This window comes from Micromonospora sp. NBC_01405, assembly GCF_045040155.1.
GTDB lineage: Bacteria > Actinomycetota > Actinomycetes > Mycobacteriales > Micromonosporaceae > Micromonospora.
Genome location: NZ_CP109532.1, coordinates 5,045,264 through 5,059,840, shown reverse-complemented (window position 1 = coordinate 5,059,840; position 14,577 = coordinate 5,045,264). Strand labels below are relative to the sequence as shown.

The window sequence follows — 14,577 nt, the reverse complement described above, 5'->3', positions numbered from 1 at the left end:
CGCGCCCCACCGTCAGGGAGCCCGCTCAGCGGACCAGGGCGTCCAGCAGCCGGTCCAGCTCCGTCGCCGGGTCGGCGGTCAGCCCGGTGTGCACCGGGCTGGTCTGGATCATCGTGCTGCGCGGCGCGGCCAGCCAGCGGAACCGCTCCCCGCGCTTCATCCGCCCCGACGGCCCGTCCCCGGCACACGTCCGGTCCCAGGAACCCAGCGCCGCCGCGACGTCGGCCAGGTCCACGTCCGGCGCGAGGGCCCGGACGCGGTCGGCGTCCAGATGGGTACGCGCCGCGAGGAAGTCCCGCCCCTGGCAGTACAGGATCACCCCGACGTTGATCTGCTCGCCGCGCTCGATCCGGGGCACCAGCCGGATCACCGCGTACTCGAAGGGTTCTCTCACGCGGGGCTCCCCTGCGGCAGCCAGTCGGCGGTGCGCGCGACCCGGCGGGTGAGGTGGTCGACGTACGCGGCGCGGGCCGCGTCGGCGGAGTCGAAGTCCGGCCCGGCCAGCCAGGCGTCGGGGACCAGGGCCAGCACCTCGGCCAGCAGCCCGGGGGTGACCCGGGGCGTCAGGTCCGCGTCCGCCTCGGCCAGCCGACTCGCGTACGGGGCGAGCACGTGATCGTCGGCCCGATACGCCCGGTGCACCGCAGCCTCGGCACGCGGCCAGTTGTGGTGGAAGTACAGGCAGGCTCCGTGGTCGATCAGCCACAGCTCGCGGTGCCAGATCAGCAGGTTGGGGTTGCGCCAGCTCCGGTCGACGTTCTCGGTGAACGCGTCGAACCACAGCACCCGGGACGCCAGCGCCGGGTCGACCGGGTGCGCCACCGGGTCGTAGCCGAGCGCGCCGGGCAGGAAGTCCATCCCGAGGTTCGGCCCGCCGCTGCCGCGCAGCAGCTCCTGCACCTCCTGGTCGGGCTCGGCCCGGCCGATCACCGGGTCGATGCCGAGGACCACCAGCCGGGGCACCGCCAGCCCGAGCCGGCGGGCCAGCTCGCCGCAGATCACCTCGGCGACCAGCGCCTTCGGCCCCTGCCCCGCGCCCCGGAACTTCGCCACGTACGTGCCGAGGTCGTCGGCCTCGACCACACCGGGCAGCGAGCCGCCCTCGCGCAGGGGGGTGACATACCGGATCCCGGTGACCTGACGGAGCACGAGCCCACCCTAACCGGGCCGGCACGGGGGCGACCGCACGGGCACGCCCCCAGCTCACGGCGCACCACCCGCTCCCGCGTCCGGGCGCGCGGGCCCGGCGGGTGTCGGTGCCCGGTCCTATGCTGACCACCGACCCGGAGGAAGGCGGCTGACCACGTGGCAACGAGCGGCGCGAGGACAAGGACGGCGACGACACCGGTCGGGTCGGCGGCACTGACCGGCGCCGAGGCCCTCGCGCTGCGGACGACCAGCCTGCTGCTGCGCCCCCACCCCACCGCCCGGCCGACCGACGTGGCCGGCGTGGTCGAGTGGTTCGGCGCGATGCAGGCGCAGGACATGGCGAGCGGCCTGTGGTCGCTCGGGCTGCGGCTGCCCGGCTGGACGCAGGCCGACGTGCGGGAGGCGCTGGAGCGTCGGGAGGCGCTGCGCACCTGGCCGATGCGCGGCACCGTGCACCTGGTGCCGGCCCGGGACGCCCGTTGGATGCTGGAGGTGACCGGGGTGCGCATCCTGGCCGCCGCCGGGCCCCGGCGGGCGAGCCTCGGCCTCAGCCTGGAAGACGCCGACCGGGCCGCCGACGTGCTCGGCGAGGCGCTGGCCGGCGGCGTCCGGCTGACCCGCTCGGAATGCCTGGGCACGCTCAACGCGGCCGGCATCGACACCACCGGGCAGCGCGGCTACCACCTGATCTGGTACGCGGCCCAGCGCGGCGTCACCTGCATCGCCCCGCACGTCGGCACCGAGCAGACCTTCGCCCTGCTCGACGAGTGGGTGCCCGACCCGCACCGCCCCGACCGCGACGAGGCGCTGGGCATCCTGGCCCTGCGCTACTTCCGCAGCCACGGCCCCACCACCCGGAAGGACTTCGCCGGCTGGACGGGCCTGACCGCCGCCGACGCCAAGCGGGGCATCGCCGCCGCCGGGGCGGCGCTGACCACCGTGACGGTCGACGGGGTCGAGGCGGTGGTCGACCCGGCCCTGCTCGACGCGCCCCGGGAGCCGGTCGACGACGTGCACACCCTGCCCGGCTTCGACGAATACCTGCTGGGCTACAAGGACCGGTCGCTGATGCTCGACGCCGCGCACAAGCAGGCGATCATCCCCGGCGCCAACGGGGTCTTCCAGTCCACGGTGGTGCGCGGCGGCCGGGTGGTCGGCACCTGGAAGCGGACGCTGACCAAGACGAAGGTGAAGGTGGCGGCGCGCCCGCTGGTCGACCTCGACGCCGCCACCCGGGCCCGCGTCGACGCGGCGCTGGAGGCGTACACAGCGTTCGTCGGGCTGCCCCTGGCCGTCGAATGGACCACCGCCTGACCCACCGCGTTCGGTGTGGTCATTGCCGGGTTTCGGCCCCCGCCTGCCCGCATTCGCGATGCAACTCGACCAACGGGCCGCAGCCTTCCTCATCGCCACCTGACTACGCGACCGCCTCGCCGCACTGGCCCGTCGTCGTGCGATCGGCGGCGGCGCGAAGCACCGGTTCGGGTTCACCGATCCGGCTGCTGGCCACCCTGACCGCCCGTCGCCGCGACCTGGCTTTGGCTTCGTCCATGATCCGCCGGATGGAACCTGGCGGTGAGCCGCTCGATAACCAGTGGCGCAGCGCCGCTGTGCGCCATTACCGTGCTGCCGAACCAAGTCGTCTAGTCAAGGACGTGCCGTTGTACACCCTGTGAGTCCTTCCGAACGCTGATTTGTCGCGCGTCGCGCATATGCGCCGCGCTCCTTTTTGCTGCGGATTTCTCACTGAAACCGGTGTACTTCTATGCTCAAATACTGGGTGGTCGTGCCCACCTGCCTGCCGCTCGTTCTCCGCCGTTGCCACGTGTGCGCGTCCGAGCACTTCCGGGCAAGCGGTAAATTTCGCGTCAACGCAAACCACAAGCTTATCGACGTCTGGCTCCTCGCGCTCTGTACCGCTTGCGGGGAAACCGCAAAGTTCACGGTACTGGAACGGATGGCTGTGCGCTCCATACGCCCTGAGCTGCTGGACCGGCTACATGACAACGACCCTGGCCTGACAGCTGATCTGCTCCAGGATCCGGTCGTGCAGTCCCGTAATCGCATAGCCCTCGACTGGAACAACGCCTGGCGCCTCGACACCGGAGGATCGGATCACCTGGACCGTGAGGTGATCGACGTCTCGGTCCGCTTTGCTGCGCGGATCCCTGTCCGGCCGGTGCGACTAATCGCTGAAGGTTGCGGTCTTTCGAGGGCCGAGGTCGAGCGACTGATCACGGAGGGAAAACTCGTTTCGGCAGTCCGGCTGAGCGGCAAGCTCTCCAGCGACTTCACCTTCACGCTCAAGCGCTGAGCCCTCCTCGGGACCACGGGCCTGTCCGGCATGATCCGCCGGACAGGCCCTGCGGCCAACAGGCGCCGGGCACGAGAGGCGGCGACTTACAGCACCCGCAACGCCTCGACTGTCGAGGTGTCCGGGGCGTACACCAACTCGTACATCTCGGCGTCGAGCACCATCAGTGAGCCTTTTTCATCGTGACGGTGCAGGTCACGGCAGGTGGAACCCTGGCGCGCCAGTGCCGCGGCCGCGTCGGCTGCGAAAATCGCTGTCCGATTTTCGGAGCACACTGGTAGAAAGCCGGAGTGCAAAAGACTTTGACGTTCTCTGATCATCTGCGGCTGATTGACGAACGGTCGACCGCCTTCCGCGCCGCGGTCGCTGCGGCGCCCAGCCTCGACGTGCCGGTGCCGAGCTGCCCAGAATGGACGCTGTTCGATCTCGTGCAGCACCTGGGCATGGGCCGCCGCAGGTCGGCCGCCATCGTCGCCGCCGGGCCGGCCGACGCTCCCCCGGAGAAGTCCGCTTGGGACGACGGCACGGGTGCGCCTCGGGAACGCGAGGCTCTCCTGGCCTGGTGGACCGAGTCCGTCGAGCGACTGACGAGCGCGCTGCGTGAGGCCGGCCCGGACCGCGGTTGTTGGACGTGGTGGGGTGACTCGCAGTCACCGGAAACCTCCGGTGCATGGGCTCGGCGTCAGGTTCCCGAGATCGCGGTGCACACCTACGATGTCCAGCTCACCGTGGGGGACCCGGAGCCGCTACCAGTCGAGGTCGCCCTCGACGGTTTCGACGACTGCCAGTTCACCCTCTGCTCGACGGATGTCGCCTGGCCGCACGAACCCGCCGTCGTCGATTACTACGCCACCGAGGGCCGCTCTTGGCGCCTTCGGCTGTCCCGCGACGGCGCATGGGCCGCCCGCCTCGGCGTGCCGGCTGCCAGCGAGGACCCGGACCCGGACGCGGCCGATGCCTCCGCCCGGGGCACGGCCAGTGACCTGGTCCTGTTCTTTTACGGCCGCATACCGCTGGATTCTCTGAAGCTGGAGCTGGACGGCGACCGTCGCATCTTCGATCAGCTCATCGCCTGGGACCCGTCCGTGTAACAACGTGATATCTCAACACAGCGGTGAACGCGGATTCTCCCGGGAACCTGTCGGCCGGCCGGGTGGCCGAGCAGCCCGCCGCAGTCGCCGCCCGCTACCTCGGCCGCGGCAACACCTGAGCCGTTTCCACCGTAGTTGGGGCAGTCCTCGTAGCGGGTGATCGGCTGGAGGACCGCCAGCAACGCGAGGAAGATGACGCCCCCGACGAAACAGGCCCGGAACCCGCTGAGACGGGAGGCCGCTGCCGGTTTTCGATCATCAGCTCAGCTAGCGGCGTGCCGGTTCGCGACGTCATGACCAGCATGGGCCTCGGTGCGGCAAGCACCCATCCGCTCGGGAGGAGCGGGCCGGAACAACAAGACCAAGGCCCAAGCCGTCCGCGCACCCACCCGCGCGCAACGGACAGCCGTGCTCGACCGAGGCGCTCGGCTCGTCGCCCAAGTCAACGACAGGAAGCCGCAGTGCATCGAGAGCAGGGCCCGGCAAAGTCGCGGAGTGTCCGGTGCCGCGCAGATCGGAGCCCCGTACGTGGATGCCGCCGGCGCGGCGATCACCGCGCAACTCGGCTACTTAGCCGCGCCACCGCCGACCATCACCCCACCGAATCCTGTCCTGCCGCACTGTCCCCCGCCCCCGCCCCCGCCCCCGCCCCCGCCCCCGCCCCCGCCCCCGCCCAACGTGCCCGCAGCCGTCCACACAACGGTACTTGCGTTCCACTAATTGGGATGGCTGAAGATCTTGGAGGGAAGTGGCCCCTGGGGGGGCCAGATTCTTCCAAGATCTTGCATGGGGTCAGCCGTGGCCCGGGTGGGCGTCGGAAATGACGCTCGTAGGCGTGACGCGCGGTGTGAGGGGCCGGGGTATCGGTTCGAGAACTCGACGATCTTCTGAAACGGCTCTGCCTGCGCTGCTCCTGCCAGCAGGGGCGCGTCTCCGCCAGCCACCCCGGGCCGGGAGAGCCGCCCGGCTCTGAGATCCGCGAGTTCATGAGGTGAGAGTTCCGGTCCGCGCCTCGGGTTCAGCCGTTGGACCACTCTTCGAGCACTCGCTCAGGTCCGCCGTGGACGGCCTGACGAACACGAGGGCCGAGGCGGTGAGGGCGACACTGTCGTGTCCGAGTCCCCGAGTGCGTCCGCGAGCACCGCGGTCGCCTCGTCACCGGACATCTCGGCGATCGCCAGGACCGCGCGCCGCCGGATGTCGACGTTCTCCGAGTACACGCCGAACGCCACGCTCGCCACAGCGTCACCGCCCGCCCGCGCGAGGGCCCACCGCAGGGCACCGGCGACGGTCGGATCGGACTCGGCGAGGACCGCCCCAGCCATCAGCTCGGTGGGAAACCGGCACGTCCTCGGCCGGGGCCAGGACGGTCTGCTGTCGGCGGGCGGCGCTGGGCGAGTTGAGCCCGTGCAGGAGCTCGACGATGCGCAGGACGCCCTGCCAGCCGGAGGGCGGAGGCATCGACCGTACGGAGTCGTTCGAGTAGCTCCTGCTCCCGCTTCAGTCGGTCTTCGGTCCGTCGGATGAGGTCGCCGACCAGTGCGGACGGCGCGAAGGCGGGATCCTCCAGGGCACGTCCGATCTGTCGCAGCGACAGTCCCAGGGACCGCAGACTTTCCATGTGGAAGATCCGGCGAATGTCCTCGGCGGAGTACTCGCGGTAGCCACCCACGGTGCGGCCCGTTGGTCGCACCAGCCCGAGGGAGTCGTAGTGCCTGAGCATCCGGGTGCTCACCCCCGAGCGGCGTGCCACCTCGCCGATCAGCACGCTGTTCCCTCGACCCGTTCCGGGCCGAGGGCGACGATCCGTTTCGCCTCGCCGACGGCTGGGCCGAAACCGGCAGCCGGGTCGCGCAGGAGCCGCTCCGTGGCGTGAGCATGCGCACGCACTGTCGGGTCGGCGCTCGCCAGTCCCGTCTGCAGGGCCGGCTCGATCACGTCTCCGAGTGCGACGAGCGCTCGGCTGAGACTCAGTTGCACATTCCCGTCGCCGCGACCGAGTTGTGCGGCCAGCTCCGCGGCCAGCCCCTTTTGTTCCCCGGCGGGCACGAGGACGACGGCAGCACGCCATGCGCTTCGCGCGACCTCGTCGTCGGCGTCACGCAGCAACGACCGCGTGATCGCGGGCCACGCGCTCCCGTCCCCGATCTTGGACAGCGTATGCAACGCCTGGCTTCGGGCCTGAGCGCGCTCGGAACGGAGTTCCGCGCGGAGTCTGGGCACCGTGATCTCCGACGGGAAGCGGGTCAACGCCCAGGTGAGCGTGTCGCGCACGAAGAAGTCCGGCTCGATCGCGCACCGTGCCACGAGCGCATCGAGGAGGCCGGGGTCAGCGTGCGTGCCAACGGCCAGAGCCGCCTGGAGCCGCGCCGACGAGTCTCCGGCGCCCAACGCGTCGGGCAGACGTGTGTCCGGTGAATTCCTGTGTGTCGAGTTGACGGGGACCACCTCCTGCACCCAGTGAAGACCTTGTCACGGTGTCAACGTCAAGTGCAGGATGCCCGGGCAGGGCCCCGGCAAGTTCGCGGAGTGTCCGATCCCGCCCGAAGCTCATCCATCCTCCGGGAATCCCGTTCCGCTCCTTGCGGATGACCCGAAATCCTGGCCAGGGCCTCGGTCTCACCGGTCCTCAGCCATATCCCTCTGCCGCACATGCCCTGGGAAGGCCGCCGCTACGCCGCCCCATGCCGCCCCGCACAGCGGGCAGTCGGGTAGAGCGGGCCGACGAATACCCCCACCCGGTCGGGGACCCACCCTCCGGCCCCTATGGAGCTGCCCCGTCCACGCTCCCACTCCACAGACCGCACAAACGGGGCAGCTCCATAGGGACCAACGTAAGGCAGGCCGACCCGGTAAAGGCCGACCAGGCTGGGGCCGATGGTGTCGGCAGCACGCGCATCCCCTGGGGCCGGCCGCATCAGCGAGGCGTCGATCTGGGCGCGCGCCAACTGTCCGGTCCGGATGAACCTGGCACGCCCGGTCGCCCGCGACCTGCGGTGGTGCCAGGTAGCTCGGACGGTCCGGCCCGATGTTGTCCGGACCTACTTGGCGCTTTCTGTGATCCTCAAGGTCACTCAGCGCCGCAGCGTTCCGGCGCTGAGTGACCTGTCTCATTGAATCTTGCAGAGGTGGAGCCGATGAACTGCGGAGTGACAGGCTGCTTGCAGAGTTCGCCGGGTGTTTGTCAGTGGGCGTTCAGCGGATCGGTGTCGTCTGCGCCAGGGCAATGCGCCAGTCGTCGCCCCTGCGGGTCATGACGTAGGTCATGATGCCGGCCAAGGGCAGCTCGGATGAGTCCTCCGCCTCGGGCCGTTCGTCGTGGATCGTCTTTGTCAGGCTCACGATGGCGACGTCGGGGGTGGCGAACCGGATGTCGTTGACTTCCAGCACGGTCCGGATGTCCTTGAGCGGGGAGGAGAGCGCTTCGGCCATGGCCGAAGCGAAGGACTCGCGCCCGAAGAGGCGCCGCCCGGCGAGGTTGATGAGCACCAGGTCGGAGGTGTGCAGGGCGGGCAGTACGTCCGGGTCGATCTGCGCCTCCTGGGTCCGCGCGACGAGTTCGCGGATCCTCTTCTCGTCGTCGTTGGTGGGGGGAGTGGAGTTCGTGGTGTCCATGGGGACAACCTAGAACCTCAACTTAGGTTGAGATCAACTCCTCGGGCGACCCTCACCTGGACTGGACCACCCGCTGGACCAGATAGCCCGGACTGGGCCACTTTCACCCGGACGGGACACCAACGAGCGCGTAATCGCATCTGATCGAACAGGCGCCGGTCAGACCAAGACGGAACGATCATTACGAGAAGACGTCCACACTCGGGGGTTACCCCTGGGCAGTTGCCGTTGCGGTAGTCAGGAAAGGTCCCCTGCTATCAAAATCCGATAGCAGGGGACCTTTCCTTGCGCACATCGTTGCCGCGCTGGGGCCCCGTCCGGGCTGCCGCGCTGCCGCGTTAGACGCGGGTGATGCGGATCGCGTCGGCGATCACGTAGCCGGTGCTACCGGACCAACGGCTGATGCCCACCTTGTTGGCGTCCCCGGCGGCCAGGGTGAAGTTGCCCAGCGAGCGCCAACCACCACCGTTGGCCGACTGGTTCACGTTGACCGTCTGGTTGCCGCTGCTGGTCGCCACGATGTACGGCGTGGTGGCGTTGTAACCGGCGACGGCCGGGTACCAGACCTCCACCCGGTAGGTGGCGGTGGCCGGGATGTTCACCTTGTACCAGGCGGCGTCGCTGGCCGCGACAGGGTTGGCGTAGCGGTAGTCGGCCCCGTAGCGCTGCGACGAGTACGACGAGGTGCTCCAGTTGGCGCTCGCGGTGAACCGGCCGGCGGTGGTGTTGTCCACGATGGTCGACCAGGTCGGCGGCGGCGTCGTGGTGCCGGTGACGAGTTGCATGTAGTAGGTCCAGTTCCAGTTCGGACCCGGGTCGGTGTGCGTGGCGCCCGGCACCTGGTTGTGACCGATGATGTTGCTGCGGGTCTTCGGGATGCCGTACTTGTCGGCCAGGTGCCGCGTCAGCGCGGCCGACGACCGGTACATCGCGTCGGTGTACCAGGAGGCGTTGTCGACGTAGCCCTCGTGCTCGATACCGATCGACTGGGTGTTGTAGGTCCAGTTGCCGGCGTGCCAGGCGACGTCCTTGTCCCGCACCATCTGGGTCACCGCGCCGTCCGAGGAACGGAGCAGGTAGTGCGCACTGGTGCCGGCCGCTGCGTTCTGGAACCAGCTGATCGAGCCGGCGTAGCTGCCCTGCATGGTGTGGATGATGATGTAGTTGATCGGGTACGACGACTCGCGGCTGGAGGCCGTGTAGTTGGACGAGTTCGCCGCCACCCAGGCCGCCGGGCCGTAGTCGGTGCTCTGGGTGCCCATGTCGGCGGCGCCCAGCGGCGCCACCGCGGCGTAGTCGCCCCGCTGGGGCGCGACCGGACGGCCGTCCACGGTGACCTCGCCGGTGGCCGTGATCGCCCTGAAGCCGCTGCCGAGCAGATCGTACACGGCGTCGGCGTACAGCCGGGCGGTGGCCTTGTCCGACGAACCGCCGTAGCGGGCGATCAAGCCGTACCACTGGTTGACGTCGTCGCGCTGCTTCGCGGTGAGCCCGGCCTGATCGGCGTACGAGCGGAGCACCGCCGCCGCGCCGGCGACGTTCGCCGCGTCACGGGTGCGCAGTTCGGTGCGGTCCAGTCGGGCACGGCGCGCGGCCTCGTCGAGGGTCCGCACCTTCGGGTTGCTGGTCAGGTGCATCACGCCGTACCCGCCGGAGGCGCTGGGCTCGCCGTTGTGACCGTCCAGCCGGGTCTCCGCGTACCCGAGCGCGGCGAGCAGGTCGCGCGGCACGTCGGAGCGGGCCGCCGCCTGGTCGAAGGCGGCGGCGAGCGTCTCCGCGCCCTGCTGCGGCGCGGCCTGGGCCGGCTGGCTGGTCAGGCCGATCATCAAAATCGCTGCGCCGCCGAGCAGTTGGCTCACCCGACGCGAGGGTCTCCGAACAGTCACCGTCACTCCTCGTCGACTACAAAGGGCGACTGCAATCATGTCGCCCGGGTCGCCGCACCATATAGCGCGACATCTGTCTATGTCGAGACCTTGCATCGGGCTTGATGATGATGAAGAATTCCTTCACCTCGCGGACGTCGGGACAACAGCGGCGTGCCGCCCGGGGCACGCCGTCAGCCGGGCAGGATCGGCTCGCCGGTCAGCCCGGTGGCGACCACCCGGGGCCGGACCAGGGTGGCGCGGCCTTGCCGGAGTGAGTCCTCACTCCCTAGCATGAGGGTGTGACGGAGACACCGGCCCGGCGCCGAGCGCCGGGAATGAGTCCGGAGCGCCGACGCGAGATGATCGTGGCGGCGGCGCTGCCGCTGTTGGTCGAGCATGGTGCCGCGGTCAGCACCTTGCAGATCGCGAAGGCGGCCGGGATCGGCGAGGCGACAGTCTTTCGCGCCTTCGCAGACAAGGACGAGTTGTTGGACGCCTGCGTGACGGCGGCTCTGCGCAATGATCACGTCCTGGCCGAGCTCGACGCCGTACCGCTGGATCAGCCGTTGGCCGCCCGGCTGGCCGAGGTCGCGGCGACCCTGCAGGCCTATCTGGAGCGGGTGGGTGCGGTGATCGACGCGGTGCACGCGGCCGGCCGTCGAGGCCAGCGCGGCGAGCCGCGTGATCGCAGCGCGACCGGCGACCGGGCGACCGCGACCGGACGCACCCATCAGGCCGTGGTCCGGCTGCTGGAACCCGATCGGGCCGCGCTGCGACTGCCGGTCGAACAACTCGCCGTCATCTTCCTCGGCATGCTGTTCGGCCGGCGGGGAGCGCCCGGGGGCGCCGGGACCCCGATCGAGACGCTGGTCGACGTGTTCCTGCACGGCGTGGTGGGCTCCGCGGCCGACCCCGCTGTCATCGCCGGAGGAAGCGCATGAGTATCACGCTGAACCACACCATCGTGCCCGCCGTCGACAACGAGCAAGCCGCCGTGTTCTTCGCCGGCATCATGGGGCTGCCCTACTCCGGCAGGGTCCGCCACTTCGCGCCGGTACGGGTCAACGAGCAGCTCACCCTCGACTTCATGACCGTCGACCAGCCGGTCGGCCTGCACATGGCGTTCGACGTCGACCCGGCAACGTTCGACCAGATCCTCGCCCGGCTGCACGCCGGCGGCGTGCCCTATGGCAGCGAACCCGACGAGCCCGACAACGGCCGCACCGATCACGCGCTGAGCGCCCGCGGCCTCTACTTCAGCGACGACGCCGGCAACCTCTACGAACTCATGTCACCTGCGTGACCCTCCACTACCGGTGACGCCGGCGGTGGTCTGGAAGCGGCCGAGCGAGCAGGCCACTCGTCCCAGCGTCGGGCGACCGTGGCCCGCTGCGGTCCGGCCCGTCCCGCCGTACGCTCGGCCGATGGACGCCACCTTCTTCTTCGACCCCGCCTGCCCGTGGACCTGGCGCACCTCGCGCTGGCTGGTGGTCGTGGCCGACGCCCGCAAGCTGACCGTCGAGTGGCGGTCGTTCAGCCTGGCCATCCTCAACGAGGGGAAGGTGGCGCCGCAGTTCGCCGAGGCGATGGCCGCCTCCGGCCGGGCGCTGCGGCTGGTGGAGGCGCTGCGCGCCGAGGGCCGCGGCGACGACGCCGGCCGCTTCTACGCCGAGTTGGGCGCGCGCACCCACGACGCCGGCAACCCGCTGTCGGACAAGCTGGTCGACGCGGCCGTGGAGGCGGCCGGCCTCACCGCCGCCGCGCCGGCCCTCGACGACGACCGCTGGGACGAGGCGGTACGCGAGTCGCACGCCCTGGCGTACTCCTCGGCAGGCCCGGACATCGGCTCGCCGGTGCTGACGGTGCCCGGCGCGGAGCGCGGCATCCACGGCCCGATCCTGACCGAGGTCCCCGGCACCGACGACGCGCTGACCGTGTGGGACTCGCTGCTGCCGCTGCTGCGGCTGCCGGCCTTCCACGAGATCAAGCGGGGCCGCCGCTGACCGTTACGGGACGCGGCGTCGGGACCCGGCCAGCATAATGAACGGATGATCGCGCGCTTCAAGGCCCTCTGCATGGACGCCAACGACCTTTTCGGGCTGGCCGGCTTCTGGGCCGGCGTGCTCGACGGCGAGGTGGTCGACACCGGCGACGGAGACGCCCGGATCGACCCCCGGGGCGGCCCCGGCGCCGAGTCGATCTGGGTCAACCGGGTGCCCGAGCCGCGCGCCGCCAAGACCCGGGTGCATCTCGACCTGTGGCTGGCCGGGCCGGAGCCGACGGAGCTGCTGGCGGCCGGGGCCCGGCTGGTCCGCAAGCCGGACGCGGAGGTGAGCTGGTGGGTGCTGGCCGACCCGGAGGGCAACGAGTTCTGCGCCTTCGCCCCCCGGCAGGGCTCCCGGCCGGGCCCGTTCGAGCTGGTGGTGGACAGCGCCGACCCGGCCGCCCAGGCAACCTGGTGGGCGGGGATCGTCGGCGGCCGGGTGGAGACCCCCGCGGAGGACGCCGTCTCCGTCGTCGGCGCGGCGGGCTTCCCCTGGGACCACTGGGTCTTCGTCCCGGTGCCGGAGCGCAAGCGGGTGAAGAACCGGCTGCACTGGGACGTCGACCTGACCGGCCCCGACGCCACCCGGCTGATCGCCGCCGGCGCGACGCTGCTGCGCGAGCCCGACGCGGACATCGGCTGGTGGGTGCTGGCCGACCCGGAGGGCAACGAGTTCTGCGCCTTCGCGCCGCGCCCCAAGCCCTGAGCGCCCGCCAGGCGGCAGAAGCGTTCCGACCCGGCCCGGCGATGCCACCCAGCGTCCGCCGGCTGGAGCAGCGTTTCCCCAGCGCTCTCCCACCTCGGCCGCCAGCGCGTCGCCGTCTCAGGCCATACGCCTCCGGCCGGGCCCCGGCCTGCCCGATCGGTGGGTAATCGAGCGATCCCCCCGCTGCCGGTCCATTGGTTGGGCAGGATCGTTGACGACGAGGATCTCCTACCAGGTACAGAGGGCCGCCGTGCCGGCCGTGGTTTGACCGACGCCCGAGGTGGGGTACCGCGGACGCCGAGGAAGGGAGCGCCGATGTCGGAGCCACATGTCACGCTCGACCCGAGCGGGCTCGACCCCGTGCAGCAGAAGTTGCGGGGTCCGCTGGAGGATCAGCTGACCTCGGCCCTGCAGGCGGCCACCGAACGGATCCGGGTCAGCTACGCGGGCGAGCCGGTCGAGCAGGTCTGCCAGCGGCTGCTGGACGAGACCCGGTCCGGGCTGCACCCGGACATCGCCGCCGGCTTCCGGCCGGACATGGACGAGTTCTGCCGGGTGGCGGTGGCGATCGTCCGGGGCGAGATCTCCTGAACCACGGTCGCCGGCCCGCGACCGGCGGCGTCGGCCCGCCGGGTCGGCTCGGGTCAGGACCGGGTCCGCAACTCCCCGGCCCTGACCCACCAGCCGTCGTCCGGCATGGCAGCGGAATCCGCCGCGACGAGCGCGCGGGCGGGCGGGCACGCCGCCCACGCCGGGCTCAACGCGGCGAGCCAGCCCGCCCGCACCTCAGCTCCGCGGTGCTCCACCACCGGACTTCGGCACGCTCCCGACTCACCCCGACGAGCCGCGAGCGCCGGCCAAGGCTAGGTCCGTCACCACAGGTCGAACAAGATTTCCCACCGCCAGACGGGGATGATTGATGTCAATGCCGAATACCGGCATGTCCCCGTAACACGGTCAGCGGTCCGGGCGCTTTACCCACCGGGAGCGGGTCCGTCCGGGTGGTTCGCGGAAGCCGGACGAGGGCTCAGAAGTGCCGGAGCAGCTCCGGGAAGGCGGCCAGCCGGAGCACCCCGGCGTCCGTCGGGTCGAGGTCGTCGTGCTCCAGTACCCAGGTGTTCTCGTTCGGGATGAACACGGCCCGCATCCCGGCCGCCCGCGCCGGCAGGATGTCCGACCTCGGGGAGTTGCCGATCATCCAGGCGGCGGCCGGGTCGAAGCCGTGCTCCCCGACCAGCCACCGGTAGGTCTCGGCGTCCTTCTCCCGCACGATGTGCGCGGCGTGGAAGTGGTGCAGCAGCCCGGACGCGTCCAGCTTGCGCTGCTGCTCCTCGCGGTCGCCCTTGGTGAGCAGCAGCAGCCGGTGCCGCCCGGCCAGCGCGTCGAGCGTTTCGGCGACCCCGGGCATCAGCTCGACCCGGTGCGCGACGAGCGCCTCGGCCAGTTGGTCGATCTCCCGACGCTCGGCGTCGGTGGCGGGACGCTCGCGCAGCCGCTCCAGGCACTCGCCCAGGCTCCGCAGGAAGACCTTGCTGCCGTACCCGTGGGCGACGGCGTTGGCACGCTCCACGTCGTCGAGCACCTTCCGGATCTCGACCCGGTCGAGCGTGGGGTGGTCCAGCCAGTCGAGGAAGTCGTCGATCACCCGCTCGAACAGCACGTTGTTCTCCCACAGCGTGTCGTCGGCGTCGAAGACCATCACCTGCGCGCCCCGGCGCCGCCCCATGGCGTGTCCCATTGTTCTTCCCTCCCGCATAACCCGGGACACCGTACTGCCGGCGCGGGAACGG

15 protein-coding genes and 1 pseudogene are annotated in these 14,577 nt (G+C 70.7%); 8 read left to right on the top strand and 8 right to left on the bottom strand.

All coding sequences use genetic code 11. The features are described from left to right. Positions 1–25: 25 nt before the first annotated feature. Complete coding sequence (locus OG559_RS22215) at positions 26–394, bottom strand: DUF3037 domain-containing protein (RefSeq protein WP_405106564.1); 369 nt, start codon at positions 392–394, stop codon at positions 26–28. Beyond that, a complete protein-coding gene (locus OG559_RS22210; RefSeq protein ID WP_405106563.1) occupies positions 391–1,149 on the bottom strand; it encodes a HipA family kinase in 759 nt (252 codons plus the stop codon). Before OG559_RS22210 ends, OG559_RS22215 begins: the two co-directional genes overlap by 4 nt. A 156-nt stretch (positions 1,150–1,305) precedes the next feature. On the opposite strand from OG559_RS22210, the gene OG559_RS22205 reads away from it, so the two are divergent. Both OG559_RS22205 and OG559_RS22200 read left to right on the top strand, forming a co-directional pair. Then, positions 1,306–2,463 (top strand): winged helix DNA-binding domain-containing protein, encoded by a 1,158-nt coding sequence (locus tag OG559_RS22205; RefSeq protein ID WP_405106561.1) that lies wholly within the window; start codon positions 1,306–1,308, stop codon positions 2,461–2,463. A 451-nt stretch (positions 2,464–2,914) separates the two neighbouring features. Next, positions 2,915–3,463 carry a DUF1062 domain-containing protein gene (locus OG559_RS22200; RefSeq protein WP_405106559.1) on the top strand — a complete coding sequence of 183 codons (549 nt, stop codon included), beginning with the start codon at positions 2,915–2,917 and terminating at the stop codon, positions 3,461–3,463. An 86-nt stretch (positions 3,464–3,549) separates the two neighbouring features. Here the strand turns inward: OG559_RS22200 and OG559_RS22195 are convergent, their stop codons facing one another. Continuing rightward, positions 3,550–3,900, bottom strand: coding sequence for a hypothetical protein (locus OG559_RS22195; RefSeq protein WP_405117105.1), 351 nt, complete (start codon positions 3,898–3,900; stop codon positions 3,550–3,552). On the opposite strand from OG559_RS22195, the gene OG559_RS22190 reads away from it, so the two are divergent. Then, positions 3,784–4,554 (top strand): maleylpyruvate isomerase N-terminal domain-containing protein, encoded by a 771-nt coding sequence (locus OG559_RS22190; RefSeq protein WP_405116878.1) that lies wholly within the window; start codon positions 3,784–3,786, stop codon positions 4,552–4,554. The genes OG559_RS22195 and OG559_RS22190 overlap by 117 nt on opposite strands. 1,103 nt (positions 4,555–5,657) lie before the next feature. Here OG559_RS22190 and OG559_RS22185 read toward each other — a convergent pair. From OG559_RS22185 to OG559_RS22170, 4 genes and pseudogenes are all read right to left on the bottom strand, one after another. Beyond that, positions 5,658–6,322 (bottom strand): annotated as a pseudogene (locus OG559_RS22185) (MerR family transcriptional regulator); the annotation flags it as partial. Then, the gene (locus OG559_RS22180; RefSeq protein ID WP_405116875.1) at positions 6,316–7,002 is read right to left on the bottom strand and encodes a HEAT repeat domain-containing protein; all 687 of its coding nucleotides are present in this window, start codon (positions 7,000–7,002) and stop codon (positions 6,316–6,318) included. The gene OG559_RS22180 and the pseudogene OG559_RS22185, both read right to left, overlap by 7 nt. A 747-nt stretch (positions 7,003–7,749) precedes the next feature. Next, positions 7,750–8,169 (bottom strand): SgcJ/EcaC family oxidoreductase, encoded by a 420-nt coding sequence (locus tag OG559_RS22175; protein WP_405106557.1) that lies wholly within the window; start codon positions 8,167–8,169, stop codon positions 7,750–7,752. Positions 8,170–8,507: 338 nt separating this feature from the next. Then, positions 8,508–10,028: an N-acetylmuramoyl-L-alanine amidase gene (locus OG559_RS22170; protein WP_405106555.1), complete on the bottom strand. Its 1,521-nt coding sequence runs from the start codon at positions 10,026–10,028 to the stop codon at positions 8,508–8,510. A 368-nt stretch (positions 10,029–10,396) separates the two neighbouring features. On the opposite strand from OG559_RS22170, the gene OG559_RS22165 reads away from it, so the two are divergent. The 5 genes from OG559_RS22165 to OG559_RS22145 all read left to right on the top strand — a co-directional run bounded on the left by OG559_RS22165 (position 10,397) and on the right by OG559_RS22145 (position 13,378). Continuing rightward, the gene (locus tag OG559_RS22165; RefSeq protein ID WP_405116872.1) at positions 10,397–10,978 is read left to right on the top strand and encodes a TetR/AcrR family transcriptional regulator; all 582 of its coding nucleotides are present in this window, start codon (positions 10,397–10,399) and stop codon (positions 10,976–10,978) included. Beyond that, on the top strand, positions 10,975–11,340 hold the full coding sequence (locus OG559_RS22160) for a VOC family protein (RefSeq protein ID WP_405106553.1): 366 nt from the start codon (positions 10,975–10,977) through the stop codon (positions 11,338–11,340). The genes OG559_RS22165 and OG559_RS22160 overlap by 4 nt, the downstream gene beginning before the upstream one ends. 121 nt (positions 11,341–11,461) lie before the next feature. Then, positions 11,462–12,040: a DsbA family protein gene (locus OG559_RS22155; RefSeq protein WP_405106551.1), complete on the top strand. Its 579-nt coding sequence runs from the start codon at positions 11,462–11,464 to the stop codon at positions 12,038–12,040. A gap of 45 nt (positions 12,041–12,085) precedes the next feature. After that, complete coding sequence (locus OG559_RS22150) at positions 12,086–12,787, top strand: VOC family protein (RefSeq protein ID WP_405106549.1); 702 nt, start codon at positions 12,086–12,088, stop codon at positions 12,785–12,787. Positions 12,788–13,102: 315 nt separating this feature from the next. After that, positions 13,103–13,378, top strand: a complete 276-nt coding sequence (locus OG559_RS22145; RefSeq protein WP_387025537.1) for a hypothetical protein — start codon at positions 13,103–13,105, stop codon at positions 13,376–13,378. A gap of 436 nt (positions 13,379–13,814) precedes the next feature. Here OG559_RS22145 and OG559_RS22140 read toward each other — a convergent pair whose 3' ends face one another. After that, a complete protein-coding gene (locus OG559_RS22140) occupies positions 13,815–14,513 on the bottom strand; it encodes an HAD family hydrolase (protein WP_405116869.1) in 699 nt (232 codons plus the stop codon). Positions 14,514–14,577 lie beyond the last annotated feature (64 nt).